This window comes from Azotobacter tropicalis, assembly GCF_059739045.1.
Window position 1 is genome coordinate 3,190,765 of sequence record NZ_AP046059.1, and the last position, 23,451, is coordinate 3,214,215.

At 68.1% G+C, this 23,451-nt stretch carries 18 protein-coding genes and 5 pseudogenes; 12 read left to right on the forward strand and 11 right to left on the reverse strand.

Going from position 1 to position 23,451, the window contains the following annotated elements:
* The first annotated feature begins 48 nt into the window (after positions 1-48).
* Positions 49-444, forward strand: coding sequence for an RcnB family protein (locus tag Atro_RS15055; RefSeq protein ID WP_497923511.1), 396 nt, complete (start codon positions 49-51; stop codon positions 442-444).
* 45 nt (positions 445-489) lie between these two features.
* On the opposite strand, the pseudogene Atro_RS15060 reads toward Atro_RS15055, so the two are convergent.
* Positions 490-1,253, reverse strand: a pseudogene (locus Atro_RS15060) (class I SAM-dependent methyltransferase).
* Between the two features lie 198 nt (positions 1,254-1,451).
* Between Atro_RS15060 and Atro_RS15065 the strand changes: the two are divergent.
* From Atro_RS15065 to Atro_RS15075, 3 genes and pseudogenes are all read left to right on the forward strand, one after another.
* A pseudogene (locus Atro_RS15065) lies at positions 1,452-2,794 on the forward strand (catalase).
* Positions 2,791-2,844 (forward strand): annotated as a pseudogene (locus Atro_RS15070) (hypothetical protein); the annotation flags it as partial. The pseudogenes Atro_RS15065 and Atro_RS15070, both read left to right, overlap by 4 nt.
* A gap of 3 nt (positions 2,845-2,847) precedes the next feature.
* Positions 2,848-3,024 (forward strand): hypothetical protein, encoded by a 177-nt coding sequence (locus tag Atro_RS15075; RefSeq protein WP_497927743.1) that lies wholly within the window; start codon positions 2,848-2,850, stop codon positions 3,022-3,024.
* A gap of 40 nt (positions 3,025-3,064) precedes the next feature.
* On the opposite strand, the gene Atro_RS15080 is transcribed toward Atro_RS15075, so the two are convergent.
* Together Atro_RS15080 and Atro_RS15085 are read right to left on the reverse strand one after the other, a co-directional pair.
* A complete protein-coding gene (locus Atro_RS15080; RefSeq protein WP_497923513.1) occupies positions 3,065-3,979 on the reverse strand; it encodes a D-hexose-6-phosphate mutarotase in 915 nt (304 codons plus the stop codon).
* A gap of 109 nt (positions 3,980-4,088) precedes the next feature.
* Positions 4,089-4,487 (reverse strand): acyl-CoA thioesterase, encoded by a 399-nt coding sequence (locus tag Atro_RS15085; RefSeq protein ID WP_497923515.1) that lies wholly within the window; start codon positions 4,485-4,487, stop codon positions 4,089-4,091.
* Positions 4,488-4,752: 265 nt separating this feature from the next.
* On the opposite strand from Atro_RS15085, the gene Atro_RS15090 reads away from it, so the two are divergent.
* The 6 genes and pseudogenes from Atro_RS15090 (at position 4,753) to Atro_RS15115 (ending at position 12,764) form a co-directional block, all read left to right on the forward strand.
* Positions 4,753-5,721, forward strand: coding sequence for a phosphate ABC transporter substrate-binding protein PstS family protein (locus Atro_RS15090; RefSeq protein ID WP_497923517.1), 969 nt, complete (start codon positions 4,753-4,755; stop codon positions 5,719-5,721).
* 241 nt (positions 5,722-5,962) lie between these two features.
* Positions 5,963-8,248, forward strand: a complete 2,286-nt coding sequence (locus Atro_RS15095; RefSeq protein WP_497923519.1) for an ABC transporter permease subunit — start codon at positions 5,963-5,965, stop codon at positions 8,246-8,248.
* 22 nt (positions 8,249-8,270) lie between these two features.
* A pseudogene (gene pstA, locus Atro_RS15100) lies at positions 8,271-9,940 on the forward strand (phosphate ABC transporter permease PstA).
* An 80-nt stretch (positions 9,941-10,020) separates the two neighbouring features.
* On the forward strand, positions 10,021-10,854 hold the full coding sequence (pstB, locus tag Atro_RS15105) for a phosphate ABC transporter ATP-binding protein PstB (RefSeq protein ID WP_497923520.1): 834 nt from the start codon (positions 10,021-10,023) through the stop codon (positions 10,852-10,854).
* Between the two features lie 65 nt (positions 10,855-10,919).
* On the forward strand, positions 10,920-11,663 hold the full coding sequence (phoU, locus tag Atro_RS15110; RefSeq protein WP_497923522.1) for a phosphate signaling complex protein PhoU: 744 nt from the start codon (positions 10,920-10,922) through the stop codon (positions 11,661-11,663).
* 129 nt (positions 11,664-11,792) lie between these two features.
* Complete coding sequence (locus Atro_RS15115; RefSeq protein WP_497923524.1) at positions 11,793-12,764, forward strand: peptidoglycan DD-metalloendopeptidase family protein; 972 nt, start codon at positions 11,793-11,795, stop codon at positions 12,762-12,764.
* A 42-nt stretch (positions 12,765-12,806) separates the two neighbouring features.
* Here Atro_RS15115 and Atro_RS15120 read toward each other — a convergent pair whose 3' ends face one another.
* The 5 genes from Atro_RS15120 to Atro_RS15140 form a co-directional block, all read right to left on the reverse strand.
* The gene (locus Atro_RS15120) at positions 12,807-14,147 is read right to left on the reverse strand and encodes a hemolysin family protein (RefSeq protein ID WP_497923525.1); all 1,341 of its coding nucleotides are present in this window, start codon (positions 14,145-14,147) and stop codon (positions 12,807-12,809) included.
* 57 nt (positions 14,148-14,204) lie between these two features.
* Positions 14,205-15,530: a phosphate regulon sensor histidine kinase PhoR gene (gene phoR / locus Atro_RS15125; RefSeq protein ID WP_497923527.1), complete on the reverse strand. Its 1,326-nt coding sequence runs from the start codon at positions 15,528-15,530 to the stop codon at positions 14,205-14,207.
* Between the two features lie 42 nt (positions 15,531-15,572).
* Positions 15,573-16,262, reverse strand: coding sequence for a phosphate regulon transcriptional regulator PhoB (gene phoB, locus Atro_RS15130; protein WP_497923529.1), 690 nt, complete (start codon positions 16,260-16,262; stop codon positions 15,573-15,575).
* A 109-nt stretch (positions 16,263-16,371) separates the two neighbouring features.
* The gene (gene ubiA / locus Atro_RS15135; protein WP_497923531.1) at positions 16,372-17,265 is read right to left on the reverse strand and encodes a 4-hydroxybenzoate octaprenyltransferase; all 894 of its coding nucleotides are present in this window, start codon (positions 17,263-17,265) and stop codon (positions 16,372-16,374) included.
* Between the two features lie 31 nt (positions 17,266-17,296).
* Positions 17,297-17,848: a chorismate--pyruvate lyase family protein gene (locus Atro_RS15140; RefSeq protein ID WP_497923533.1), complete on the reverse strand. Its 552-nt coding sequence runs from the start codon at positions 17,846-17,848 to the stop codon at positions 17,297-17,299.
* A 156-nt stretch (positions 17,849-18,004) separates the two neighbouring features.
* Here Atro_RS15140 and Atro_RS15145 point away from each other — a divergent pair, with 156 nt between their 5' ends.
* Positions 18,005-18,172, forward strand: coding sequence for a rubredoxin (locus tag Atro_RS15145; protein ID WP_497923535.1), 168 nt, complete (start codon positions 18,005-18,007; stop codon positions 18,170-18,172).
* Positions 18,173-18,378: 206 nt separating this feature from the next.
* Positions 18,379-18,687, forward strand: a complete 309-nt coding sequence (locus tag Atro_RS15150) for an HU family DNA-binding protein (protein WP_497923537.1) — start codon at positions 18,379-18,381, stop codon at positions 18,685-18,687.
* Positions 18,688-18,927: 240 nt separating this feature from the next.
* Here the strand turns inward: Atro_RS15150 and Atro_RS15155 are convergent, their stop codons facing one another.
* The 3 genes and pseudogenes from Atro_RS15155 to Atro_RS15165 form a co-directional block, all read right to left on the reverse strand.
* A complete protein-coding gene (locus tag Atro_RS15155) occupies positions 18,928-20,325 on the reverse strand; it encodes an aminoacyl-tRNA deacylase and HDOD domain-containing protein (RefSeq protein ID WP_497923539.1) in 1,398 nt (465 codons plus the stop codon).
* Positions 20,326-20,415: 90 nt separating this feature from the next.
* Positions 20,416-22,491, reverse strand: a complete 2,076-nt coding sequence (gene recG / locus Atro_RS15160) for an ATP-dependent DNA helicase RecG (protein ID WP_497923541.1) — start codon at positions 22,489-22,491, stop codon at positions 20,416-20,418.
* A pseudogene (locus Atro_RS15165) lies at positions 22,488-23,422 on the reverse strand (hydrogen peroxide-inducible genes activator). Before Atro_RS15165 ends, recG begins: the two are co-directional and overlap by 4 nt.
* Positions 23,423-23,451: the final 29 nt, after the last annotated feature.

Genomic DNA, 23,451 nt, shown 5'->3' on the forward strand with positions numbered 1-23,451 from the left:
GAATGGCTGCCGGTGTCGTCATCCATCGCATCGATCCGAGGGCACTCCATGCATTCGATCCGTCTATTCGCCGGCCTGGGCCTGGCGCTCTGCCTGGGCAGTTCCGTGGCGCTGGCCGCCCCTTCCCACGAGCACGCGCCGCATGGCCGAGTCCAGGACGACGCCCATGGGCAGCCGCGGCCACCGGCGGATTTCGGCCCGCTGCGCGAGTCGATCCGCGAGCACCGCCACGACATCGGCCGTGGCCCGGCCGTACCGGCGCACGTGAAGATCGTCAGGGGCAAGCCGCTGCCGCCCGGCTGGGGCAGCCGCCTGAGCGCCCGGCAACTGCGGCACCTGCCGCAGTACCGCGGCTACGAGTGGCGCCGTGCCGGCAGCAGCCTGTTGCTGGTCGACAGCCGCAGCGGCGCCGTCCACGAGGTCCTGCACGGCGTGCTGGACTGAGTCGCCGTCCCGGAAAGGTGCGGGGGAGGGCAGCGCGATGTGAGTTCAGGGCGTGCCGACCCGGCCGAGGCGCAGCGCCAGCGGCCAGCGGACCGTGCGGCACGTCCCGGGATCGCCCCAGGCCGCGGCCAATCCGGCGGTGAACTGCTCCAGGGGCACGCGGCCCTGGGCCTTTTCCAGGGCGCGCACGGCGGACCAGGTATCGATGTAGCCGAGCAGGTCGGCCAGCGCCCACTGCACCTCGATCGCCAGCGCCGGTGCCCGGCGTTCCGCGAAGGGGAAGGGCAGGCGCCGGTAGCCTTCCTCGACGTGGCGCCGCTCGGCCGGCCACCAGGGGCCGAGCACCCGGTAATAGAAGTGCTCGACCAGCGGCGCCGGCGCGCCCTCCACCTGCAGCACCCGTAGCTGATCAGCGCCAGCAGCGCGCCCGGCCGGGCGACCCGCCGCACTTCGGCGTAGAAGCGTTCGAGATCGAGCCAGTGGGCCGCCTGGGCGACCGTGACCAGGTCGACGCTGGCCGGCGGCAGGCCGCTGTCCTCGGCGAGGGCGACGCGGTATTCCACGCCCGGATGCGGCTCGGCCGCGGCGATCTGCGCCGCGCTGGCATCGGTCGCCAGCACGCGGGCGAAGCGCCGGGCCAGCGGCACCGAGAGCTGGCCGGTGCCGCAGCCGCAGTCCAGGGCGCAGGCGGTGGTCGGCGCGAGGTCGGCCAGGCAGTCGATCAGCGCGGCGGGATAGCGGGGACGGTGCGCGGCATAGCCGGCCGCCGCCGCGGAGAAGTGATCCTTGAAGGCGCGTGGTTCTGTCATGGACGGCTCCGGCATTGTGGTTCGAGAAGGGTGGGTTACCTGGCGCTCGCGGCCGAATCAACGCTATCAGGCCGGATGGCCGGGATCCATGGCGGGTCTGCCAGCTTTGCCGGCGCAGAACGGACGGGCGGTGGCGAACCAGCGGCCCGGGGCCGAGCCCTAAATAACTCCATACCGGCAGCATGCTTGGAGACAGTCATGGGCGAAGAGAACAAGACGCTGACCACCCGCCAGGGCCATCCGGTGCGCGACAACCAGAGCCTGCGCAGCGTCGGCGAGCGGGGGCCGGCGACCCTGGAGAACTACCAGTTCATCGAGAAGATCACCCACTTCGACCGCGAGCGGATTCCCGAGCGCGTGGTGCACGCCCGCGGCACCGCGGCCCACGGCTGGTTCGAGGCCTACGGTCGGATCGGCGCCGAGCCGGCCGGCAAGTACACCCGGGCCAAGGTGCTGACCCGCGCTGGGGTGCGCACCCCGGTGTTCCTGCGCTTCTCCACGGTGATCGGCGCCCGCGAATCGCCGGAGACCGCCCGCGACCCGCGCGGCTTCGCCATCAAGTTCTACACCGAGGACGGCAACTGGGACCTGGTCGGCAACAACCTCAAGGTGTTCTTCATTCGCGACCCGATCAAGTTCCCGGACATGATCCACGCCTTCAAGCCCGATCCGCTCAGCAACCGCCAGGAGCCCTGGCGCTTCTACGACTTCGTGCAGTTCCACCCGGAGGCGCTGCACATGGTCACCTGGGTGAAGAGCCCCTGGGGCATTCCCGCCGACTACCGGCACATGCAGGGCTCCAGCGTGAACACCTACAAGCTGGTCAACGACGCCGGCGAGGCGGTGCTCTGCAAGTTCTCCTTCGAGCCCGAACTCGGGTGAAGAACCTCACCGCCGCCGAGGCCGCGGAGATCCAGAGACACGACATCGGCTACGCCACCCGCGACCTGTACGAGGCCATCGCGCGCGGCGACTTCCCGGGATGGGAGATGTGCGTGCAGATCATGTCCGACGACGCCCACGACGAGCTGGACTTCGACCCGCTGGACGACACCAAGCGCTGGCCGGAGGACCGGTTCCCGCTGCTGCCGGTGGGCCGCCTGGTGCTCGACCGCAACCCCGCCAACGTCTTCGCCGAGAGCGAGCAGGCGGCCTTCGGCACCGGCGTGCTGGTCGAGGGCATCGACTTCTCCGACGACAAGATGCTGCAGGGGCGCACCCTGTCCTACTCCGACACCCAGCGCTACCGGGTCGGCCCGAACTACCTGCAGTTGCCGATCAACGCGCCGAAATGTCCCTTTGCCACCAACCAGCGCGACGGGCAGATGGCCTTCAGCGTCGACAGCGGCGGGGAGATCCGCACGTCAACTACGAGCCGAGCAGCCAGGGCGGTCTGGGCGAAGCGGCCAAGCCGGCCCGCGACTACCGCCAATGGATCGCGGGGCACCTGGGGCGCTACCGGATCAGCCGCACCGGGGCCGACTACCGGCAGGCCGGCGAGCGCTACCGGACCTTCGAGGACTGGGAGCGGGACGAGCTGATCGCCAACCTGGCCGCCGACCTCCGGCAGTGTCCGGAGAGCATCGCGCTGCGCATGGTCTGGCACTTCTGGCACTGCGATCCGGACTACGGCCGGCGGGTGGCCGAGGGCGCGGGAGTCGATCTGGAAAAGGCCAGGGGCCTGCCGCCGCTCGACGGCCATCCGGCACCGGGCGAGGACCGGCCCGGACCGACCTACTCCGACGGTCAGGCGGAGGAGGGCAGCCGCTGAGACGGGACGGGCGCCGGCGGGACCCCGAGGTCCCGCCGGTTCAGAGCGGTTCGCTCCACAGGCTGAGGGCCAGGGTGGCGCTCTGCTCGGGCGCCAGCTCCACGGCGTCGTCCAGCACGTTGGCCGTCTCGATGCAGAGCATGCGCTGCCAGGCGTCGTCGGCGAACTGCGAGAGGCGGGCGGCCTTGTCGATCCAGGGGTTCCAGACGATGGCCGAGTGCGAACCGCTGGCTTCGAGGCAGATCCGCCGCTTCCAGCCCGGATCGACCAGGTCGAGGCGCGGCGGGGTGTCCAGGTAGATGCGGTCGGTCTCGCCAGTGAAGTGCAGGATGCCGTGCTGGTGGCGCTCGTCCCAGTTCTCCAGGGTTTCGATGTAGCGCAGGCCGTCGAGGCCCTCGATGCTCGCCTCGCGGATGTCGCTGATCGCCAGGTAGGTGTGCAGCGCCTGGCTCAGGGCGACCCGGTAGCTGCCGCGGTTGTGGGTGGTCAGGCAGAGGTCGAGGCGCTCGTCGAGGCGGATGGCGAGGGTCAGGTCGAGCGCATGGGGCCAGTCCGGCAGCGCGCCGGCCGCCGCTTGCGGCAGGCTGAAGGTCAGGGTCACCGCGCCGTTCTCCTTGGCGATGTCCTGCAGCTGCCAGTCGCGACCGCGCGCCTCGCCGTGGGCCGGTGCCGCATTGTGCCCTTCGCGCATGGCGCGCACCCCAGCCGGGTTGCGTGCCAGGTCGCCGAACCAGGGCCAGCAGACCGGCACACCGCCGCGCACCGACTGGCCGCGGCGAAATTCCGCCTGCTCGCTGAGCCAGATCAGCGGCTGTTCGCCGTCGCGCTGGTAGCTGAGCAGCTGGGCGCCCTGTTCGGCGACCAGCAGCTCGGCCGAGGCGGTCCTGACCCGCCAGCAGGGCAGCTCGCCCATCTCGATCCGTTCGACCTGAGGGCCGGTTAATGGTTGATTCATGACGAGTTCCTCTCGAGGCAGATGCTGACTTATTAGATCCCGCGCGACGGAAAAGCTCCATCACGCGGAAAGGGGGGCTGCTCGGCGAGGGGAGGGCGGGCGCGCCGCCCTAACGGCGCGGCACCGCGCGGGTGCGGCCGCCGCCGTCGATGGCGACGAAGACGAACACCGCCTCGGTCACCTTGCGCCATTCGCTGGACAGCGGGTCGTCGCTCCATACCTCGACCAGCATCTGGATCGAACTGCGGCCCTGCTGCAGGAGCTTGGTATAGAAGGAGAGCTGGGCGCCGACCGCCACCGGCACCATGAAGGCCATGCGGTCGATCGCCACCGTGGCCACCCGCCCGCCGGCCAGCCGGCTGGCGGTGGCGGTGCCGGCGAGGTCCATCTGGGCGACCAGCCAGCCGCCATAAATGTCGGCGAAGCCGTTGGCATCGCGGGGCAGCGCAGTGATCTGCAGAGCCAGATCGCCCTGGGGCACCGGGTCGTCCTGTTCGAGTTCGTTCATGGGGTCGGTTCGTCGGGCGCTGAGCGGGAGGCAGGGAGCTCCGATTATAACGGCAAGGCCGGGCGGCAGGCGAGGGTGGCCGGCGCGGAAATGTCAAGCGCCGGCTGCCGGTAGCCTGTTCCGCCGCTGTGGCGGGGCGAACGGGAAAAGTTCCCCGGGGTCGGCTAAGGTCATAAAGTTGTCATGTTCCATTCATAGAGTAGTCATGCGGCCTCCCGATACTGGCCCGCGATCCGACCCACATCGTCCTGCTTGGGAGCAAGGCATGAAATTGAAGCGTTTGATGGCGGCCATGACGTTCGTCGCCGCTGGTGTGACGACCGCGAGCGCGGTAGCCGCCGTCGACCCGGCCCTGCCGGCCTACGAGAAGACTTCCGGCGTCTCCGGCAACCTGTCCAGCGTCGGTTCCGACTCTCTGGCCAATCTCATGACCCTGTGGGGCGAAGAGTTCAAGCGCCAGTATCCGAACGTCAACATCCAGATCCAGGCCGCCGGCTCCTCCACCGCGCCGCCGGCGCTCACCGAAGGCACCGCCAACCTCGGCCCGATGAGCCGCGCCATGAAGGACAACGAGCTGCAGGCCTTCGAGCAGAAGCACGGCTACAAGCCGACCGCCGTGCCGGTGGCCATCGACGCCCTGGCGGTGTTCGTGCACAAGGACAACCCGATCAAGTCCCTGGACATCGCCCAGGTCGACGCCATCTTCTCCAGTACCCGCCTGTGCGGTGGTCCCAAGGACATCAAGACCTGGGGCGATCTGGGTCTGACCGGCGAGTGGGCGGCCAAGCCGATCCAGCTGTTCGGCCGCAACTCGGTGTCCGGCACCTACGGCTACTTCAAGGAAGAAGCCCTCTGCAAGGGCGACTTCAAGCCCAACGTCAACGAGCAGCCGGGCTCCGCCTCGGTGGTGCAATCGGTGTCCAGCACCCTGAACGGCATCGGCTACTCCGGCATCGGCTACAAGACTTCCAGCGTGCGCGCCGTGCCGCTGTCGAAGAAGGGCGGCGAGCCCTTCGAGGCCAACGAGACCAATGCCCTGGCCGGCAAGTTCCCGCTGGCGCGCTTCTTCTATGTCTACGTGAACAAGGCGCCGAACAAGCCGCTGAGCCCGCTGGAGGCGCAGTTCGTCAAGCTGGTCCTGTCCAAGCAGGGCCAGGAAGTGGTGGTCAAGGACGGCTATATTCCGTTGCCCAAGCGGGTCGTGGACAAGACCCTGCAGGAGCTCGGCCTCTAATTCGAGGCTTTCCGCCCGGCACGGACGCCGGGGCTTGAGAGCGGGATGCGCAGCGCCCGCCACTCGTGGTGAGTGGTGGGCGTTGGCACGTCATCGCTCTGTAATCTTTCTGTCATAGATGGCGATTAGAGTGCCGCCGGCCGATGGTCGTTGGAGTAACGGCGAGCGAAGGCCAGGCCGCGAAGCCGGTGCAGCCGCTCCTCGACGGCCAGCTGAACGCCCATGCAACCGAGCCCTAATGATGACCGACATGGCCAAAGACCTTTCCACTGCTGCTCCCCAGACGCCGCGCCTGGACTTCAATACGCCCGCCCTGCAACGCAAGCGTCGGCGACGCGCCCTGCAGGACCGCCTGGCGCGCTGGTACGTCAGCGTGGGGGGATTGGCGGTGCTGGGCGCCATCACCCTGATCTTCTTCTATCTGGCCCAGGTGGTCCTGCCGATGTTTCAGGGTGCCGAGCTGAGCGCGCGTGGCGAGCCGCAGCGGCCGGCCTGGCTGGCCGAGCAGGGCAAGGCCCTGCTGATGGCGGTCGAGGAGCAGAACCAGGTCGCCATGCGGCTGGACGCCCGCGGCCAGGTGCAGTTCTTCGAGGCGGCCGGCGACAAGCTGCTCAGCCAGGTCGCGCTGCCGATCCCCGCGGGAGCCGAGGTCGTGTCCCTGGGCCAGGACCAGCCGGGCAGCAACCGCCTGGTGCTGGGCCTCTCCAACGGCCAGGCGCTGGTGTTCGCTCACACCTACCGGGTGACCTATCCGAATAACCAGAAGACCATCACCCCGAGCATCGAGTACCCGTTCGGCGAGGCGCCGATCCAGCTCGATCCGCAGGGCCGGCCGCTGCATCGGGTGGCGATGAACGTCGGCAGCGACGGGCTGCTGCTGGCCGCCGCGACCGGCAATCAGGTGCTGGCCCTGGAACTGGGCCGCGAAGAGAATCTGCTGACCGGCGAGACCACCCTGAGCGAGCGGCGTCTCGAGCTGCCGCAGATCGCCGAGCCGGTCAAGAGCGTGCTGATCGATCCGCGCCAGCTCTGGCTGTACGTGATCAGCGGGCGCTCCACCGCCGATGTGTTCGACCTGCGCCAGCAGCAGCTGAACGGCCGTTACAAGCTGCTCACCGACCCCCAGGCCGAGGTGACCGAGGTGGCGGCCCTGCTCGGCGGCATCTCGCTGATGGTCGGCGACTCCAAGGGCGGCATCCAGCAGTGGTTCATGGCGCGCGGCGAGAACGGCTCCGAGCTGAAGAGCGTCCGCGGCTTCCAGCTGGCCGACCGCCCCATCGTGCAGATCCTTCCGGAAGAACGCCGCAAGGGCTTCCTCGCCCTGGACGCCGCCGGCAACCTGGGCGTGTTCCACAGCACCGCGCATCGCACCCTGCTCGTCGAGCCGGTCGCCGGTGCCGGCGCGCTGGGCGCCCTGTCGCCGCGCGCCGACCGGGTGCTGGTGGAGTCCGCCGGCCAGTTGCAGGACTTCGAACTCGATAACCCGCACCCGGAAATTTCCTGGAGCTCCCTGTGGAGCAAGGTGTGGTACGAGAACTACGACGAGCCCCAATACGTCTGGCAGTCGACTTCCGCCAACACCGACTTCGAGCCCAAGCTGAGCCTTTCGCCGCTCACCTTCGGCACCCTCAAGGCGGCCTTCTACGCCATGCTGCTGGCCGCGCCGATGGCCATCTGCGCGGCGATCTACACCGCCTACTTCATGGCCCCGGCGATGCGCACCAAGGTCAAGCCGGTGATCGAGCTGATGGAGGCGCTGCCCACGGTGATCCTCGGCTTCTTCGCCGGTCTGTTCCTCGCCCCCTACGTCGAGTCCCACCTGCCGGGCATCTTCAGCCTGCTGCTGCTGACCCCGCTGGGCATCCTCGCCGCCGCCTATGCCTGGAGCCGCCTGCCGGAGAGCATCCGCCTGCGCGTGCCGGACGGCTGGGAGGCGGCCCTCTTGATCCCGGTGATCCTCGCCGTCGGCGCCTTCGCGCTGGGCATGAGCGGCCACCTGGAGAACTGGTTCTTCGGCGGCGACATGCGCCTCTGGCTGAGCAACGATCTGGGCATCCCGTTCGATCAGCGCAACGCCCTGGTGGTCGGCCTGGCGATGGGCTTCGCGGTGATCCCGAACATCTACTCGATCGCCGAGGACGCCGTGTTCAGCGTGCCCAAGAGCCTCAGCCTCGGCTCCCTGGCCCTCGGTGCGACGCCCTGGCAGACCTTGACCCGCGTGGTGCTCCTCACCGCCAGCCCCGGCATCTTCTCGGCGCTGATGATCGGCCTCGGCCGCGCCGTCGGCGAGACCATGATCGTGCTGATGGCCACCGGCAACACGCCGATCATGGACATCAACATCTTCGAGGGCCTGCGCACCCTGGCGGCCAACGTCGCGGTGGAAATGCCCGAGTCGGAGGTCGGCAGCACCCACTACCGCGTGCTGTTCCTCGCCGCGCTGGTGCTGCTGAGTTTCACTTTCGTGATGAACACCGCGGCCGAGATGATCCGTACCCGCCTGCGCAAGAAATATTCGTCGCTCTGAGCTCGAGATAAGGTAGACGACCGTGAAACAGCAAAATCTGAAGACCTGGTTCAAGAGCGGCTCGCCCTGGATCTGGTTCACCGGCGGCGGCGTGTCCATCGCCGTGATCATGACCATCGGCCTGCTGGCGCTGATCGCGGTGCGTGGTCTCGGCCACTTCTGGCCGGCCGACGTGCTGGAGGCCGACTACCGCATTCCCGGCCAGGAGGCCCGGCTGCTGGCCGGCGAGGTGGTGGAGGTCGAGGAGGTGCCACGCGCGCGGCTGGCCGCCAGCGGCCTGCCGGTCGATGTCGACGGCGGCGAGTTCATGACCCGCGAGCTGCTCAAGGTCGGCAACCGCGAGCTGTACGGCGCCGACTTCAGCTGGGTGGTCGGCGAGTGGCTGGCCAATCCGCGCAAGCCGGAAACCCTGATGGCGGTCGAGCGCCGCGAATGGGGCAACTTCTACGGTTACCTGCTCGGCGTGAAGGAGAACGGCCAGCTGGTGGCCGAGGGCGAAGCGGCCTGGAATGCCCTGCTGCCACGCATCGAGCGGGTCGCCGAGCTGTACGAGCAGCTGGAACGGCTGGAGAAGCAGGACATCGGCCACATCAACCATGCCCTCGAGCGGTTGCGCCTGACGACCCGTGCGCTGGAGCTGCAGGGGCGTCTGGATGCCGCTGCCCAGGCCGATCTGGCCGCCGAGCGCGCCCAGCTGGACGGCGAATACCAGAAGCTGGAAAGCCAGCTGGTCGCCTTGCAGCAGGCGTTCAATCGCGACAGCATGCTGGTGCGCACGGCCGACGGCCGCGAGGCGGAGATCAGCCTGGGCAAGGTGGTCCACGCCTACCGGCCGAACGCCATGGGGACCGTCGACAAGCTCGGCTTCTACTTCGCCAAGCTCTGGGAGTTCGTCAGCGACGAGCCGCGCGAGGCCAACACCGAGGGCGGCATCTTCCCGGCGATCTTCGGCACCGTGATGATGACCTTGATCATGGCGGTGCTGGTCACCCCGTTCGGCGTGTTGGCGGCGATCTACCTGCGCGAGTATGCCAAGCAGGGGCTGCTGACCCGGATCATCCGCATCGCGGTGAACAACCTGGCCGGGGTGCCGGCGATCGTCTACGGTGTGTTCGGCCTGGGTTTCTTCGTCTACGTGCTGGGCGGCTCGATCGACCGGCTGTTCTTCGCCGAGTCCCTGCCGGCGCCGACCTTCGGCACGCCGGGCCTGCTGTGGGCCTCGCTGACCCTGGCGATCCTCGCCGTGCCGGTGGTGATCGTCGCCACGAGGAAGGCCTGGCGCGCATCCCGCGGGCGTTGCGCGAAGGCTCGCTGGCGCTCGGCGCGACCAAGGCGGAAACGCTCTGGAAGGTGGTGCTGCCGATGGCCAGCCCGGCGATGATGACCGGCATGATCCTCGCCGTGGCCCGCGCCGCCGGCGAAGTGGCGCCGCTGATGCTGGTCGGCGTGGTCAAGCTGGCACCCTCGCTGCCGGTGGACGGCAACTACCCGTACCTGCACCTCGACCAGAAGATCATGCACCTGGGCTTCCACATCTACGACGTCGGCTTCCAGAGCCCCAACGTCGAGGCGGCCCGCCCGCTGGTGTACGCCACCGCGCTGCTGCTGGTGCTGGTGATCGCCCTGCTCAACCTGAGCGCGGTGTACATCCGCAACCGCCTGCGCGAGAAGTACAAGGCGCTGGAACACTAAACACCGGCTGGAAGCCGACGGCCGGCCTCACGAGCGGTCGGCCGGCCGGCTTCGGGCTCCACGCTTGAACGGAGTGAGTCATGCGACACGAATCCCCCAGCCACGGCATCGACCTCGATGCCCTCGGCCGCAAGAAGCAGACCTTTGACCTCGCCAGCGAGCCGGTGGCCCTCGAGGTGCCCGGCCTCAGCCTGTTCTACGGCGAGAAGCAGGCGCTGCACGACGTCCGGCTGAACATCCCGAGGAACCGGGTGACCGCCTTCATCGGCCCGAGCGGCTGCGGCAAGTCGACTTTGCTGCGCTGCTTCAACCGGATGAACGATCTGGTCGACGGCTGCCGGATCGACGGCGCGATCAACCTCGACGGACAGAACATCTACCGCAAGGGCGTCGACGTCGCCGAACTGCGCCGGCGGGTCGGCATGGTGTTCCAGAAGCCCAACCCCTTCCCCAAGAGCATCTACGAGAACGTGGTCTACGGCCTGCGCATCCAGGGCATCAACAAGAAGCGCGTGCTCGACGAGGCGGTGGAGTGGGCGCTGAAGGGCGCGGCGCTGTGGGACGAGGTCAAGGACCGCCTACACGACTCGGCCCTCGGCCTCTCCGGCGGTCAGCAGCAGCGCCTGGTGATCGCCCGCACCATCGCCGTGGAGCCGGAGGTGCTGTTGCTCGACGAGCCCTGCTCGGCGCTCGACCCGATCTCCACCCTCAAGGTCGAGGAGCTGATCTTCGAGCTGAAGTCCAAGTACACCATCGTCATCGTCACCCACAACATGCAGCAGGCCGCGCGGGTGTCCGACTACACCGCGTTCATGTACATGGGCAAGCTGATCGAATACGGCGATACCGACACCCTGTTCACCAACCCGGCGCAGAAGCAGACCGAGGACTACATCACCGGTCGTTACGGCTAGCGGCCGGCCGAGCGAAGACCACGACCAAGCGGCTTGATGCCTTCAGCTTTTGCGCGGAGCGAACCATGATCGACAAAGACAACATTTCCCTGCATATCTCCCAGCAGTTCAACGCCGAACTCGAGGATGTGCGCAGCCACCTGCTGGCCATGGGCGGCCTGGTCGAGAAGCAGGTCAACGATGCGGTCACCGCCCTGATCGAGGCCGACTCGGGACTCGCCGCCCAGGTGCGCGAGATCGACGCCCAGACCAACCAGATGGAGCGCAGCATCGACGAGGAGTGCATCCGCATCCTCGCCCGCCGCCAGCCGGCGGCTTCCGATCTGCGGCTGATCATCAGCATCTCCAAGTCGGTGATCGATCTCGAGCGGATCGGCGACGAGGCCACCAAGATCGCCAAGCGCGCCATCCTGCTCAGCGAGGAGGGCGAGTCGCCGCGCGGTTACGTGGAAATCCGCCACATCGGCGAACAGGTGCGCAAGATGGTCCAGGAGGCGCTCGACGCCTTCGCCCGCTTCGATGCCGACCTGGCGCTGTCGGTGGCGCAGTACGACAAGACCGTCGACCGCGAGTACAAGACCGCCCTGCGCGAGCTGGTCACCTACATGATGGAAGACCCGCGCTCGATCTCCCGGGTGCTGAACGTCATCTGGGTGCTGCGCTCCCTGGAGCGCATCGGCGATCATGCGCGCAATATCGCCGAACTGGTAATCTATCTGGTGCGCGGTACCGATGTGCGCCATACCGGGCTGGCACGCAAGAAGCCGGCCGGAGAGTCTGGGGCCGACGAAACGCCCGCCCAGAAGTGAGGCGGACGCCGGCTTGCCATTCGTCGGCTCGGGCGCCGTCTTCGTCACAGGCTTGATTTGGCCGTCTCGCGATAAGCGGGCGGCACTGATAGTCTTCGCGCTCCGTCCATTTTGTTGAGTCATGCATCGATGCTGGGACGTCCGTTACTGTTCGCCGCTCTTTTCGCTCTGGCCGCACCGGCGACGGCCGTGACCATCTACAAGCACGTCGACGACAACGGTATGGTGAGCTACGGCGACCAGGCCCGGCCGGGCGCGCGGGTCGTCCATGTCATCCAGCCCGGGCGCGGGCTGCGCGATCTGCGCAGCTTCCGCAGCCTGCAACCCGCCCCGGCACGGCTGCCGGGAGGCATGTCGCGGAGCGACGCGCCGGATGAGCGGGTGCGTCTGAATACCCTCAAGCATGGCGGCGGCCACACCCTGCAGGTGCAGAACGACATGTTCGCACCGGTGGAGGTCGAGCTGACCCTGGATGACCTCGGCAACGTCAGCGGCGCGCCGAACGGCCCGATCCGCTGGATCGTGCCGCCGCGCAGCCAGATCCGCCTGACCACGCTGGCCGCACGCGATCCGGACAAGCCGCTGCGCTATACCCCCAAGCTGCGCCATGCCCTCGGCGATCCGCGCCTGCGTCCGCTGCCGCACCGCTATCCGCTGCCCTGGCGCGGCGGCCCGTTCCGCCTGACCCAGGGCTCCAACGGCCAGTACAGCCATTACACCCCCAAGGGCCGGCATGCCGTGGACATCGCCATGCCGGTGGGCACGCCGATCGTCGCCGCCCGCGGCGGAGTGGTGGTGCATACCGAGAACGACCAGCGCGGACGCAGCCCCAATCCGGGCGGCAACCAGGTGCGCATCCTCCACGACGACGGCACCATGGGCGTCTACCTGCACCTGCAGGAGGGCTCGGTGCGGGTGAGCGAGGGACAGCGGGTACAGGCCGGCACGCCGATCGCCCGCTCCGGCAACACCGGCCGCAGCACCGGACCGCATCTGCACTTCGTGGTGCAGCGCAACGTCGGTCTGGCGGTGGAATCGATTCCCTTCCAGTTCAGCCAGCCGGTCAACGCCCTGCCGAACTTCGCCGTCGGCGGCGACTGACCGCAGCAAGGCGGGCCGGAGCCTCTCCAGCCCGCCTGTTCCTCACGCCAGCCTCAGCACCTTGGCCAGGACCACCTTCGGGCCCTTCATCTTCTTGACGATGATCCGCAGGCCCTGGGTCTCCAGTACTTCATCCTCCTCGGGCAGGCGCTTGAGGGTCTCGTGGATCAGCCCGGACAGGGTGTCGGCCTCGACGCTGGTCGGCAGGCTGATCTGCAGCAGACGCTCGACCTTGAACAGCGGAGTGTCGCCGCGCACCAGCAGCTTGCCCGGCTGGTAGGCGACGATGCCGCGTTCGGCCTTGCGGTGCTCGTCCTGGATGTCGCCGACCAGCGCTTCCAGCACGTCCTCCATGGTCAGGTAGCCGACCACCTTGCCGTCGGCCTCCTCGACCAGCGCGAAGTGCGAGCCGCCGCGACGGAAACGCTCGAGCAGCTCGGTCAGCGGCATGTGCCGGTCGACCCGTTCGATCGGCCGCATCAGTTCGTCGAGCTTCAGCGCCGAGGGCAGCATTTCCAGCAGGGACAGATGCATCAGCAAGTCCTTGATGTGCAGCACGCCGACGAAGCGCCCGGCGCTTTCGTCGTACACCGGATAGCGGCTGTACTTGTGCCGGCGGAAGGTGCTCATGACCTCGTCCAGCGGCGCGCTGCGCTCCAGGTAGACCAGGTCCTCGCGCGAGTTGGCCCAGTCCACCACTTCCAGCTCGCCCATTTCCACCGCCGAGGCGAGCACGCGCATGTCCTGGTCGCCGGGATCGTGGGCCCGGCTGGAGTAGAGGATCAGCTTCAGCTCGTCGAGGCTGTACTGGTGCTCGTGATGGCCGTCCGCACCACCCTGGCCGGCGATGCGCAGCATGGCGTTGGCGCTGGCGTTGAGCAGCCAGATCGCCGGGTACATCAGCCAGTAGAACAGGTACAGCGGCACCGCGGTCCACAGCGACAGCCGCTCCGGCTGGCGGATCGCCCAGGACTTGGGCGCCAGCTCGCCGACCACGATGTGCAAGTAGGAAATGATGAAGAAGGCGGTGAAGAAGGACACCCCGTGGACCAGTGCCGGCGTGTCGATGCCGAGCTTGGCCATGAGCGGCTCGAGCAGGTGGGCGAAGGCTGGCTCGCCGACCCAGCCGAGACCCAGCGAGGCAAGGGTGATGCCCAACTGGCAGGCCGAGAGGTAGGCATCCAGCTGGCTGTGCACGCGGCGCAGGATCTGCCCGCTCCAGCCGTGCTGGCCGGCGATCAGCTCCACGCGGGTGGCGCGCAGCTTGACCATGGCGAATTCGGCGGCGACGAAGAAGCCGTTCAGCAGAACGAGGAACAGCGCGAAGAGAATGAGGCCGAGGTCGGCGAAATAGGCAAAACCGGTACTAGGGGAGGGGTCCATGAAGTGTTCGCGAAATGAATGACAAGAGGAAGCATATTAGGGCGTCGGTCGGCACTTTCAAGAGGCGTTGCCGAGTGCCTGGTGCGTCGCCAACTGGGTCGGTGGGAAGTGGCAGGTGAAGCGGCTGCCCTTGCCGGGCTCGCTGGTGATCTCCAAGCGGCCGTTGTGGTGGATCAGCGCATGCTTGACGATGGCCAGGCCCAGGCCGGTGCCGCCGGTGCTCGCCGAGCGGCTGGCGTCGACCCGGTAGAAGCGCTCGGTCAGCCGCGACAGGTGCCGCGACTCGATACCGATGCCGGTGTCCTGCACGCTCAGGTGTGCACCGTCCTGATCGGCCCACCAACGGATGCGAATCTCGCCGCCGGCCGGGGTGTACTTCACCGCGTTGAACACCAGGTTGGAGAAGGCGCTGCTCAGTTCCGCCTCGTTGCCCTTGAGCGCTAGGTGCGGCTCGGCGTCGAGCAGAATGCGGTGGTTGCCTTCGCCGGAGAGTGCCTGGGCATCCTTCACGATCGCCTGCAGCAGCGGCTCCACCGCCACCGGCTGCCTGTTCTGCTGGTGGTTGTCGTGGGCCTCCAGACGGGCCAGCAGCAGCAGGTCGTCGAGCAGGTTCTTCATGCGCTGGGCCTGCTGCTGCATCTGTTGCAGGGGGCGGCGCCAGCGCGGGTTCACCTCGTCGGCATGCTCCAAGAGCGGCTCCAGATAGCCGGCGATCACCGTCAGCGGGGTGCGCAGCTCGTGGGAGACGTTGGCGACGAAGTCCTTGCGCATCTGCTCCAGCTGGCGCACGTGGGTCACGTCGCGGACCAGCATCAGCTGCTCGCCGTTGCCGTAGCGGGTGATCTGCAACTGCAGGTGGAGACGGTCGTTGAGCGGCGAGGACAGTTCGAGGGCGTTCTTGAAATCGCCCTGCTCCATGTAGGTCTTGAACTGCGGATGGCGGACCAGGTTGGTGATCGGCTGGCCGCTGTCCTGCGGGGTCTTCAGGCCGAGCAGGGTTTCTGCGGCGCGGTTCCACCACTCCAGGTTGCCTTCGGCGTCGAGCATGATCACCGCGTCCTTGAGGGCGGCGGTGGATTCCTGCACGCGATCGATCACCGCCTGCAGGCGGCCGCGCACGCGCTGGTCGCGGCGCTGGATGTTGTAGAGGCCGTCGAACACCTCGCCCCACAGGCCGTGGCCGTCCGGCGGCGGCTCGTCGGGCTGGTAGGTCTTCAGCCAGTGGTGCAGGCGGATGAGCTGATAGAGGTGCCAGGCGAGGTAGGTAGCCAGGCCGGCGGCCAGCGACCAGCCGTAGTCGCCGTCGAACAGGCCGAGCAGCAGGCCGACGGCCGTGGGCGGCACGAGGCTGCGCAGCAGCGGACCGAGCCAGTGGTGTGTCACGGTATGGCGTCCTTGTCCTGCGGGCCGATGCGGCGCCGGGGATCAGCTCTTGGTGGAAAAACGATAACCGGTTCCGCGCACCGTCTGCACCAGGTTTTCGTAGGCTTCGCCGAGGGCCTTGCGCAGGCGGCGGATGTGCACGTCGACGGTGCGCTCCTCGACATAGACGTTGCCGCCCCACACCTGGTCGAGCAACTGGCCGCGGGTGTAGGCACGCTCTTGGTGGGTCATGAAGAACTGCAGCAGGCGGTATTCGGTGGGGCCCATCTCGGCCGGCTTGCCGTCGATGGTCACCCGGTGGCTGACCGGATCGAGCAGCAGGCCGCCGACCTCGATCGGCGTTTCGCTGTCGCTGGGGCCGGTGCGGCGCAGCACGGCCTTCAGGCGGGCGACCAGTTCGCGCGGCGAAAAGGGCTTGGTGATGTAGTCGTCGGCGCCGACTTCCAGACCCTGGATCTTGTTGTCCTCTTCGCCCTTGGCGGTGAGCATGATCAGCGGAATGCCGGCGGTCAGTTCGTCGCGCTTCAGGCGGCGGGCCAGCTCGATGCCGGAGGTGCCGGGCAGCATCCAGTCGAGCAGGATCAGGTCGGGCTTGCGGTCGACGATGACCGCATGGGCCTGCTGGGTGTTTTCCGCTTCAAGGCATTCGTAGCCGGCCATCTCCAGGGCAACGGCGATCATCTCGCGGATGGGGGCCTCGTCGTCGACGATAAGGATTGTCTTGCCTGCCATGGGCAGCTGTCCCGTTGTGGTTCCTGTCAGTGCAGCGCATTAGATAACGGAATTATTGCAGCCGTGTGACAGGTCGGTGCGGCCGCAGGACGGCCGGGGCGGCACGCGGTTACGGCCGGAGCGCATAGTCGAGGACCAGGCCGAGCAGGATCGCCAGGCCGGCCCAGTGGTTGTGCAGGAAGGCCCGGAAGCAGGCCTGCGGCTCGCGGCGGCGGGTGGCGACGAACTCCCAGGCAAAGCACAGGGCGGCGGCCAGCAGGCCGAGGTGGAAGCACAGGCCGAATCCCTGGCGCATCCCGACGAGCAGCAGAAGGCCGAGGGTCAGGCCCTGCAGGGCGAGGATGATCGCCCGGTCGGCGGCACCGAAGAGGATGGCGGTGGATTTCACGCCGATCTTCAGGTCGTCCTCGCGGTCGGTCATCGCGTAGTAGGTGTCGTAGCCCACGGTCCATGCCAGGTTGGCGACGAAGATCAGCCAGGCCTCGAGCGGCAGGCGGCCGGTCGCGGCGGTGAAGGCCATCGGGATGCCCCACGAGTAGGCCGCGCCGAGCACCAGTTGCGGCAGGTGAGTGTAGCGCTTCATGAAGGGGTAGAGCGAGGCCACCGCCAGAGCACCGAAGGACAGGGCGATGGTGGTCGGATCGGTCAGCAGCACCAGACCGAAGCTCAGCGCCACCAGTACGGCGAACAGCGTCCAGGCTTCGCGCGGACAGATACGGCCGGTGGCCAGCGGCCGCTGCCGGGTGCGGCTGACGTGGCCGTCGAAGTGGCGGTCGGCGAAGTCGTTGATCACGCAGCCGGCCGAGCGCATGAGGATCACGCCGCCGGCGAAGATCAGCACGTGTTTCAGGCTCGGCCTGCCGTCGGCGGCGATCCACACCGCCCAGAGGGTCGGCCAGAGCAGCAGGTAGATGCCGATCGGCCGGTCCAGGCGCATCAGCTGGATGAAGTCCCAGGCGCGCGGATGCAGGCGGTTCATCGATTGCAGCAGGGCGGTGTACATAGGATCGGTTCTCCCGGACGGCTCCGGCGGATTATAAGGCGTCCGGGTCGATTCCCTGGTATCGCCAGAGATCCGGTAGGAAGACCTCCGCCACCAGTACCCGCAGGGTGTCGCGCCGGAAGCAGGAGCGCCGCCCCCAGAGTCCTGCGCGGCGTACCGCAGCCGGCAGCCAGGCCGGCGGATAGCGGGTCGCCTGGAGTGGGCCGCGAACGAAGGCCGGATCGCTGAACAGCAGCTCGCCGAGGGGGCGGCGGCCCAGCTCGACCAGCACCGGGGCGAAATCCTCCAAGGCTGCGCGCACCGCCACGCTGCGGGCGAACACCCAGGGCCGTTCCGCGCCGAGCAGGTAGACCTCGCGCACCCAGCCCGCGCTGCCGGGCGCCACGCAGAGGGCGGCGCATTCGTCGTCGCGCAGGGGTTGCCAGCCTTCCGCCAGCGGGGTCACGGCGAAGCGCTCGGCGGAGAGGGCGGTCAGCCGGCGGGTCAGCGAGCCGGTATCGCACAGCCAGTCGGCCAGGACGGCCGGGAGAGTGGGCTGCAGCTGGTCGGCGCCGAGCCAGTGGAAAGCGGGGGCAGCGGTCACGGGGACATTCCGGCAGAGTGGACGGGGAAGCGAGTCTAGGGCCTGGCGCCGATTGTCGCCATGCTTGCGTATGCGCCCGCCGACGCTGGCACCGGCCTTGGCGCTGCCGACGACTTGCAGTAGCGTGAGGAGACTCGGGGCCTTGGGAGGCGAACCATGCGCAAGTGGCAATGCATCGTCTGCGGCTTCATCTACGACGAGGTCTGTGGCCTTCCGGAGGAGGGCATCGCGGCGGGAACGCCCTGGGAAGACGTGCCGCCCGATTGGCTGTGTCCGGAGTGCGGTGCCAGCAAGCAGGATTTCGAGATGATCGAGATCGTTTGATGCGAATTGCCTGCTTTTCTCCGATGCTGCCTTGAAGCTTGGCCATTGCATGCGGGCCGTGCCCCTGCCATGCGCCGCGGCCGGGCGTGGCGCCCTGTCGCCCCGGGCCGCTCAAGGGCGCGGGTTGACTGGCGAAGACCCGAGGGGCATGCCATCCTCCCTGAACACGCTGCGATACGGAGCCGTTGCAGTGTCGGGAAGAGCGTATGGATACAACAACAAGAAACGTCACAGAGGTAATCATGCGTAAACCGGAACTCGCTGCCGCCATCGCCGAAAAGACCGATCTCACCCGGGATCAGGCCAATCGGGTACTCAATGCGATGCTCGAGGAAATCACCAGCGCGCTGAACCGCAAGGACAGCGTCACCCTGGTCGGTTTCGGCACTTTCATGCAGCGCCATCGCGGCGCCCGGACCGGAAAGAATCCGCAGACCGGCCAGCCGGTCAAGATCAGAGCCAGCAACACGGTCGCCTTCAAGCCGGGCAAATCGCTTCGGGACGCGGTCAACTGACCGGCTGAGGGGCATGTCGCCCGAGCGGGAGGGGTTCGGGCGATTGCCTCTTTTCATACCGGCGGCACAGAAGGCGCCGGTGCCCTGCCGTCCCACCGCCGAGCGGTCCCAGCACCACGGCCGGTAGGTTTCCCTTTTCCGCTCCGTCATTGGCCGGCTTTCGGCGTAGCGTGCAACCTGCTTGCCGTATGGTCGCAGCCGTGCAGGACGGCCAGTCCGCTTTGCCCGGGCCGCCCCGCCTTATTCCGGATGCGCCAGCAGTGCGCGCAGTGCCGTTTCCGCTGCCAGCACCCGGTCGAGCGCCTCCTCGGCCCTGGGTCTGCTCAGTCCCAGCTCGTCGAGCAAGCGCTGAGGGATCTCCTCCTGCGGCGTGCCGCCGATGCCGCGGTTGCGCAGCAGGTTGACCGCCACATAGACCAGATTGGCGTACACCGCATGGCGGCCCCGGTAGTCGGGATCGTGCTGGTAGCTCAGGGCGATCGCCAGTTCCTCGGGCATTCGCCAGTGCTCCATCAGCCAGGCGCCGATCCGCTCGCGGGTAATGCCGAGCAGGTGGTGTTCGACCAGGATATGCGGCACGTGTGGGTTGATCTGCAGGTGCTGGCTGAGCAGTCTGAAGTAGGAGGGGAAGATGTGCGCGAGGGTCAGGTAGCCGAAGTTGTGCAACAGCCCGGCCAGGTAAGCCAGCCCCGGCTCGGGGCGCTTGCCGCGCGGCATTGCCCGGCACATGCCGTCCATCAGGGTGGCGGTATAGATGGCTTCCTCCCAGTAGGGCGTCAGGTCCTCCTGGGCTCCGGTGCGTTCGGCGGGCTTGATCTCGGACAGGCCGAGCGACAGGTTGAGCACCACGTCGGAGCCAAGCACCCGCACGATGGCGTCCTCCACCGAGAGTATCCGCTCCGGCACCGGATGGCGGGCGGTGCCGGCCAGTCCGGCCCAGCTGACCACCTGGGCGGCCAGGGCCGGATCGGTCTCGATCAGGTCGGTGACGTCGTCGTCGCTGCAGGCCCGCGGGTTGCCGTGCAGCTGGCGGATCCTGAGCGTGGTGTTCTGCCGCGGCGGGATCTCCACCCGGCGCTCCAGGCGCTGGCGGATGCGCCGGGCGGTGAAGCCCTGCACGGCCTCCATCGGATCTTCGGCATGCATCTGCAGGTTGTGGCGCAGGCGCATCAGCGGGATGCCGAAGCGGGCGCTGGCGGCATCGGCGAGCAGACTGCGGTAGTGATCGCTGTCGATCTCCAGGAGCACGTGGGGCTGGCCGGAGTCGAGCAGCACATGCGGTCCCTGCAGCAGGCGTTCGTCGTACAGGCAGGGGCCGTCGATCAGTGGCGGCAGGGCGGGTAGCGCGCTCAGTCGTTCGCGATTGAGCAGTTTGCGCAGGCTCGCCTCGGCCGGGGCCAGGGTGCGGCCGATGGCCGTCTTCAGGCGGTTGAGGTCGAGCAACTGGTCGCGCGGGAACAGCACGAGCAGGCTGCCGACGTCGTCTTCGAGCAGCGCGGCCTGTACCCGCGGCTGAGCGGAGCCGGGGCGTTCATGCACGATGCGTACGGGAAGCCCGAGTCTGTCCAGCAGGTCCCGGATGATCTGCGGTAGCTGGGGTTGCAGCAACTCGGCGGCGGTCGACATGGTTTCGGGCATAAGGCGTCTATAAGGCGTCTGCCGAATGAGGCAAAGTCGGAGGAGTATAACCAGTCGGTCGGACACTGCACTGACCTGGGCCAATATGGCTCAGACTTGCCCATATTGCTGGCCGTGGCGCAGCCAGCGTTCCAATAGCGGACTGACATGCTGTGGCCAGCGCACCAACAGGGTCTGCGCTGCTTCGCGCACCGCCGGCAGCAGATCGGCGTCGCGCATCAGATCGGCGACCTTGAACTGCAAGAGGCCGGTCTGCCGGGTGCCGAGCATCTCGCCGGGACCGCGCAGTTCCAGGTCCTTCTCGGCGATGACGAAGCCATCCGAGGTTTCGCGCATGATCGCCAGGCGCTCGCGGCCGAGCTGCGAGAGCGGCGCGTGGTAGAGCAGCACGCAGTGGCTGGCGGCGCTGCCGCGGCCGACCCGCCCGCGCAGCTGGTGCAACTGGGCGAGCCCCAGGCGTTCGGGGTTCTCGATGATCATCAGGCTGGCGTTGGGCACGTCCACGCCCACCTCGATCACCGTGGTGGCAACCAGCAGTTGCAGCCGGCCGGCCTTGAACGTCTCCATCACCGCGGCCTTCTCCACCGGCTTCATGCGCCCGTGGATCAGCCCGACGGCCAGCTCGCCGAGGGCCGCGGAGAGTTCCTCGAAGGTGGTTTCCGCGGCCTGGCAGGTCAGTTCCTCGGATTCTTCGATCAACGTGCACACCCAGTAGGCCTGACGCCCCTCCAGGCAGGCGGCGCGGACCCGCTCGATCACTTCCAGACGCCGGCTGTCGGCGATCACCAGGGTGTTCACCGGGGTGCGTCCGGGTGGCAGTTCGTCGAGGATCGAGGTGTCCAGGTCGGCGTAGGCGCTCATCGCCAGGGTGCGCGGGATGGGCGTGGCGGTCATGATCAGCTGGTGCGGGCAGAGGCGGCCGTCGATGCCCTTCTGGCGCAGGGCCAGGCGCTGCTGGACGCCGAAGCGGTGCTGTTCGTCGATGATCGCCAGGGCCAGGTTGCGAAAGCGCACCTCGTCCTGGAACAGCGCATGGGTGCCGACCACCATCGGGCTGCCGCCGGCGATCTTCTCCAATGCCGTGGTGCGCGCCTTGCCCTTGAGCTTGCCGGCCAGCCAGGCGATGTCGATGCCCAAGGGCTCCAGCCAGCGGCTGAAATTGAGGTAATGCTGCTCGGCGAGAATCTCGGTGGGCGCCATCAGCGCCACCTGGTAGCCGGCCTCGATGGCCTGCAGCGCAGCCAGCGCGGCGACCACCGTCTTGCCGGCGCCGACGTCGCCCTGTACCAGGCGCAGCATGGGCTCCGCCTGGCTGAGGTCATGGGCGATCTCGGCGCCGACCCGGCGCTGGGCGCCGGTGGGGGCGAAGCCGAGGTTGGCGAGGAACGCCTCCGGCAACCGGGTGGCCGGCGGCAGGGCCGGGGCCTGCTGGGCACGCACGCTTTCGCGCAGGCGTTGCAGCGACAGCTGGTGGGTCAGGAGTTCCTCGAAGGCCAGGCGGTGCTGGGCCCAGTGGCGGCCTTCGGCCAGCTCCTCGAGGTCGGCATCCGGCGGCGGCCGATGCAGGTAGCGGATCGCCTCGTCCAGCGCGCCGAGCCGATGGGTGCGGGCCAGCTCAGCCGGCAGCCAGTCCGGCAGACTGTGCGGGCCTAGGCGGGCCAGCGCCTGTGCGGTCAGGCCGCGCAGGCGCTGCTGGGTGAGGCCCTCGGTGCTCGGGTAGATGGGCGTCAGGGTCTGCTCGACCGGCGCCGGCTCGTCGCCGTTCTGCGCGCGGTATTCCGGATGGTAGATCTCCAGACCCGAGGCGCCGGGGCGCACCTCGCCGTAGCAGCGCAGCAGGGTGCCGCGCTTCAGGCCATCCTGCTGCGCCTGGCTGAAGTGGAAGAAGCGCAGGGACAGGGTGCCGCTGCCGTCCTGCAGGCGCACCAGCAGGCTGCGGCGGCGGCCCGTGACCACGTCGGCGGCGGCCACCGTGCCCTCGACCACCGCATCCTGGCCCGGGCGCAAGGCGCCGATCGGGGTGATGCGGGTGCGGTCCTGATAGCGCAGCGGCAGGTGGAACAGCAGATCCTGCAGGGTCTCTAGGCCGACCCGGGCGAGCTTCTCGGCCAGCGCCGCGCCGACGCCCTTGAGGGCGGTGACCGGAACCGCCGCCAGCTCGGTCATGCCGTCTGCTGGGCGGGGCCGGCCGGCGAATGAGTCACCGAGCACAGGCGGATGGATTCGGCCAGCACCTCGATCGCCTTGGGCCGCGGGAAGCTGGCGCGCCAGGCGAGGGCCACCGTACGGAACGGCACCGGCGAGGTCAGCGGGCGGACCTCGAGCACGCCGGGGCATAGTGATGGCTGTTCACCGCGGTGAACGGCAACACCGAGATGCCGAGTCCGGAGGCGACCATGTGGCGGATGGTTTCCAGCGAGCTGGATTCCACCGTGGTGTGGCGGTGCGCCTCGTCGCTCTTGCGCAGCGACGGGCAGGCCTCCAGCACCTGGTCGCGGAAGCAGTGGCCTTCGCCGAGCAGCAGCAGGCTCTTGTCGTTGAGCATCTCGCTGTCGATGGTGCGCAGCTTGGTCCACGGATGGTCGGCCGGCAGCAGGGCGTAGAAGGGCTCGTCGTAGAGCGGCTTGGTCAGCACGTCCGCCTCGTTGAACGGCAGGGCGACGATGATCGCGTCGAGCTCGCCGGTGCGCAGCTTGTCGCGCAGCACGTGGGTGAAATTCTCCTCGATGTACAGCGGCATCTGCGGCGCCGCCTTGTGCAGCTGCGGGATCAGGTGCGGGAACAAGTAGGGGCCGATGGTGTAGATGGCGCCGACCTTGAGCGGCGCGGCCAGCTGGTTCTTGCCGGCCTGGGCCAGTTCGCGGATGCTCTGCGCCTGCTCCAGCACCTTCTGCGCCTGGGTGACGATGCCCTCGCCGACCGGGGTCAGGCGCACGGCGGTCTTGCTGCGCTCGAAGATCAGCACGCCGAGTTCGTCCTCGAGCTTCTTCACGCCCACCGAAAGCGTCGGCTGGCTGACGTGGCAGCGCTCGGCGGCGCGTCCGAAATGCTGTTCCTGGGCAAGGGTGACGATGTAGCGCAGTTCGGTGAGGGTCATAGCGAATATCCATTAGCTCGCCAGCAAGA